The sequence below is a fragment of the Streptomyces sp. SID1328 genome (genome assembly GCF_009865595.1).
Taxonomy (GTDB): domain Bacteria; phylum Actinomycetota; class Actinomycetes; order Streptomycetales; family Streptomycetaceae; genus Streptomyces; species Streptomyces griseoluteus.
The window spans coordinates 1-4,133 of the sequence record NZ_WWKH01000151.1; the positions used below are offsets into that span (position 1 = coordinate 1).

A 4,133-nucleotide genomic window follows, 5' to 3' on the forward strand; every position below is an offset into this window, starting at 1 on the left:
CGGCCTGACCCCGCCCCGGCCGGGAGTCGAGGTAGCGGCGGGCGCCCCAGCCGAGAACCGCCTCCGCGAGCAGCAGCCCGGCCCCGCTGTCGACGTGGCCGAGCTGTTCGGCGGCGTACCGGCAGTAGGAGCAGGCGTCCAAGTGCTGGCGGACATCGGGCAGTACGCCCCCGCCCCGGCGCACCGGCACGTCGAGCAGCCGGTTGTAGTGGCGGCACTCCCCACTGGGCGCGAGCTCGCGGTGTGCGCGCAGCACACCCGCGCGCAGCTTCTCCCGGCTCTGTTCGAGCGCGGCGGCCGCGCCCACCGGGTCCACGCCGAGCAGCGCGGCGGGCACGGTCACGGGCTCGGCCTCGACCTCGGTGTGCCAGAGGAGGGTCTGTTCCAGCCGGGGCAGCTGGTGGAAGGCGCGCTCGGCGAGAGTGCGGTTCTCCGGGGTGAGGGAGTTCGCGGCGCGCATCCCGCGTCCCCCGGCGGGCTTGGCGAGGCCGGGCAGGGCGGCGGTGAGGCGGTCGGTGGCCGCCCAGTCGAGGACGGTGTCCCGTACGGACACCAGCAGCCGGGGCCGCAGCGCCTCCGCGGGCTCGCCGAGGGTGAGCCGGTCCAGGGCCTGGTGGAAGACGGCGGCGGTGACCATGTGGGCCAGCGGTCCCGCGCCGGCGAGGCAGATCACGGCGTAGTCGGCGGCGGGCTGCCAGTGCCGGGCCATCAGCAGGGCGGCGGACCGGGACGCCTCCGTTTCCGAACCGGCGCGCAGCGGCGCGGCCGTGGACTCGTCGGACTCCCCCGCCGCCATGCCGGGCAGGTAGGGGGGAAGGGGAGGCTGAGGGGTGGTCACTGAGCGGTTTCCTTTGGCGCGTGCGGAGCGTGGGAGCGGTCCTCCGGGGTGCGCACGGAGTGAACGGGACCCACGGCTCCGCCCCGGCGTCCCCCGGCCCGGTGGCCCAACTGCCGAATTGGTTCCGGACTTCACCCCCCGCGCGGGAGTGTCAACCCTCGCACAACTTCTCCACACGCAACAAGGAGCGCGTCCCACATCACCGGATTTGCAGGGAAGTCGGGTTCTGTGCGCCCCGTGTGAAACTCGCGCACACGACGGCCCGGCGCGCACCCTTCTCCCGCCACGCCGGCCGGGTGTGGACTGTGCCCGGCCCTCGCGAAGGACCCCCCGGCCGATCGCCGTACGGCTTCCCCCGTCCGCCGGGACGGTGTCAGATCCGCCAGGACCTCAGCCGGTCGGCCGCGCCGTACACGTCGGCGCGGCCGTCGGTCAGGTCGCGGACGAGGTCGACCAGGGCGCCGTACGGCGGGTCGATGCCGGCGCCGCTGATGTGCAGGTAGGCGACGGCGGTGGCGCAGGCGAAGCGGGCGTTGGCCGCGGGCAGCGGGCGGAGCACGGCGAGGGTGTGCAGCAGGGCGGCGGCCCGCCAGGCGGGGTCGGAGTCGACGCCGAGCCGGGGCGGGTCGACGCGGTGCCGGGCGACGGCGGCGACCAGGGCGGAGAAGTCGTCCACCGAGGGCTGTTCGGGCAGGACGTCCTCGTGACGCTGGAGCAGCCAGGGGACGTCGATATGGATGACGGGGGCCATCGCCGGTCAGGCGGCCTCGCCCCTGGCCGGAACGGCCTCGTCCTCGGGAAAGGCGGCGGCGAACTCCTCGGCGTGTGCGGTGAAGAAGGCCCGGAAGGTCTCCGCGCCCTCCTTCAGCGCCCGGTGCCGGGCGATGTCCGCCGCGGCCGCCTCTCGCACCAGGGCCTTCATCGACGTACCGCGTTCCTTGGCGATCTGCCGCAGGTCCGCTAGTTCGCGCTCGCTGAACTCCACGTTGAGAGCTGGCATGCCCTCACGGTACCGCGAGGGTACTCACCCGTAAATCGAGCCAGATCAGCCGCGCACTCGCCCGGTACCCGCCGCCCAGACGCCCTCGCCGGGCCGACACCAGCAGACGCGCCGCCCGCAGATCCATCACATATGAGCACAAAAAGTGTCTTATTTCCTCCATGCATACACCTTCGCGGCGTACTCTCCTCCGCGTCCCGCTCGCTGCCGCGGGCGCGGGACTCCTGGCCGCCTGCTCCGACTCGGGCCCACGGCCCCGGCCCGGACCGCGCGGCACGATGATGGCGGCGAGGAACTTCGTCCCGCCGGGGCCCGCGGGTTACGTCGAACCGTCGGGTCCGGAGGTCCGGGCGGCCGAGCGGCGGCGCGGGTCGGGCCGGGTGCACATGTTCACGCTCACGGCCGGCGAGACCACGCTGGACCTGGGCGGCCGGTCGGTGCGCACCTGGGCGTACCAGGACACGCTGCCCGGACCGCTGGTGCGGGCGACCGCCGGTGACGTGCTGAGCATCACGCTCGCCAACCGGCTGCCGGAGACCACCACCCTCCACTCGCATGGCGTACGGCTGCGTTGCGACATGGACGGCACGCCGGGTCTCACCCAGGAGTCCATCCCGGCCGGGATGGACTTCAACTACCGCTTCACCGTCGCCCATCCCGGCACCTACCTGCTGCACAGTCACGTCGGCATGCAGCCGGACCGGGGCCTGTACGCGCCGCTCGTGGTGGACGACCCCAGGGAGCCGCTGAAGTACGACAAGGAGTGGGTGGTCGTCCTCGACGACTGGGTGGACGGCGTCGGCGGCTCCACCCCCGAGAAGGTGCTGCAGCAGCTCAAGCCGGGCGGCGGCATGGCGATGATGGGCCCCCAGCGCCCGACCGCCCACCCGCACGAGCCCCCGATGTCGGCCATGCCCAGCCCGCCGAAGTACACCGGCCCCAACCGCATGCTGCACGGGACCAGGAGCCGCATGCTGGACGGGGTCGGCGGCAACGTCTCGTACCCGATCTACCTGATCAACGGGCGCCGGCCGGGCGCGCCGACCTCGTTCAAGTGCCGTCCCGGCGAGCGGGTGCGGCTGCGCATCATCAACGCGGGCTCGGACACCGCCTTCCGGGTGGCGCTCGGCGGCCACAGGCTGACGGTGACGCACACCGACGGCTACCCGGTCGAACACCGGGAGACGGACGCGCTGCTGGTCGGCATGGCGGAGCGGTACGACGTGCTGATCACCGCCAAGGACGGGGTGTTCCCGCTGGTCGCGCTGGCCGAGGGAAAAAGCGGGCGGGGGCTCGCGGTGCTCCGTACGGACAACGGCAGAACCGTTCCTCCTGCGGACGTGGAGCTGCCGGAGCTGGACCGCGAGGTGATCCCGGCGCGCCGTCTGGTGCCCGCCGACTCCGTCGCCCTGGACCACCGCGAGCCGGACCGCAAGATGCGCATCAAGGTCACCGGCACCATGGCCAGGTACGACTGGGGCTTCGACCACAAGCAGTACGACGTGCGCGAACGGCACGCGGTGCGGGCCGGGGAGCGGGTGCGGATGACCCTGATCAACGCCACCGACATGTGGCACCCGCTGCATCTGCACGGCCATACCTTCGCGCTGACCGGCCTCGACGCGGTGGGCGCCCGCAAGGACACCGCCGTGGTGCTCCCCCACCGCAAGCTGGTCATCGACTTCGACGCCGACAACCCCGGTCTGTGGATGCTGCACTGCCACAACCAGTACCACTCGGAGAGCGGCATGATGACGGTGCTCGGCTACAAGAAGTGAACGTCCACGGACCCGCCCCGGTGGCGGGTCACTGGGCGCGCAGCCAGGGCCTTACCAGCCTGCGGGCCTCGTGCAGCCGGGACTTCAGGGTGCCCAGCGGGATGCCCGCGCGTTCGGCGGCCTCGGCGTACTCCAGTTGGCACAGGTCGCGGTAGACCAGCGGGGCGACCAGGTGCGGATGCTCGCGCTCCAGCCGGTCCAGCGCCTCCAGCAGGTCGATCCGGGAGCCCGCGATGACGCTGGTGGTGCGCGGGTCGGCGGGCTCCGGCACCTCGGCGCAGGCGGGCTGTTCGGCGGCCCGCCGTTTCAGCTCGCGGTACTTCTGCCGGCAGCAGTTGGCGACGACCGTGTAGAGCCAGGTGCTGAAGCGGCTGCGGCCCTCGAAGCCACCGATGTGCCGGGCCACCTGGAGCAGTACGTCCTGGGCGGCCTCCTCGGCGTCCTCCCGGCAGGGCAGGAAGCGTCCGCAGCGGCGCACCACCTCCGGCCGCAGCCCGGCCAGCAGCCGGTCCAGGGC

General features: G+C 72.9%; 4 protein-coding genes and 1 pseudogene. 1 reads left to right on the forward strand and 4 read right to left on the reverse strand.

Annotated elements, in window-relative coordinates:
- The 3 genes and pseudogenes from GT030_RS04690 to GT030_RS04700 all read right to left on the reverse strand — a co-directional run.
- Positions 1-838, reverse strand: a pseudogene (locus tag GT030_RS04690) (hydrolase); the annotation flags it as partial.
- Positions 839-1,211: 373 nt separating this feature from the next.
- Positions 1,212-1,589 (reverse strand): toxin Doc, encoded by a 378-nt coding sequence (locus tag GT030_RS04695; protein ID WP_161199973.1) that lies wholly within the window; start codon positions 1,587-1,589, stop codon positions 1,212-1,214.
- Positions 1,590-1,595: 6 nt separating this feature from the next.
- Positions 1,596-1,838 carry a hypothetical protein gene (locus tag GT030_RS04700; protein ID WP_161189036.1) on the reverse strand — a complete coding sequence of 81 codons (243 nt, stop codon included), beginning with the start codon at positions 1,836-1,838 and terminating at the stop codon, positions 1,596-1,598.
- A 161-nt stretch (positions 1,839-1,999) separates the two neighbouring features.
- Between GT030_RS04700 and GT030_RS04705 the strand changes: the two genes are divergently transcribed.
- Positions 2,000-3,616 carry a multicopper oxidase family protein gene (locus GT030_RS04705; RefSeq protein WP_161199974.1) on the forward strand — a complete coding sequence of 539 codons (1,617 nt, stop codon included), beginning with the start codon at positions 2,000-2,002 and terminating at the stop codon, positions 3,614-3,616.
- Between the two features lie 28 nt (positions 3,617-3,644).
- Here GT030_RS04705 and GT030_RS04710 read toward each other — a convergent pair.
- Positions 3,645-4,133, reverse strand: a 489-nt coding sequence (locus tag GT030_RS04710) for an RNA polymerase sigma factor (protein WP_161199975.1), incomplete at its 5' end; no start/stop codon positions are given.

What these genes read in the sequence shown, in the direction of transcription:
- GT030_RS04700 (WP_161189036.1), bottom strand. Translation starts at nt 1,838, where the DNA reads ATGCCAGCTCTCAACGTGGAGTTCAGCGAGCGCGAACTAGCGGACCTG.
- GT030_RS04705 (WP_161199974.1), top strand. Translation starts at nt 2,000, where the DNA reads ATGCATACACCTTCGCGGCGTACTCTCCTCCGCGTCCCGCTCGCTGCC.
- GT030_RS04695 (WP_161199973.1), bottom strand. Translation starts at nt 1,589, where the DNA reads ATGGCCCCCGTCATCCATATCGACGTCCCCTGGCTGCTCCAGCGTCAC.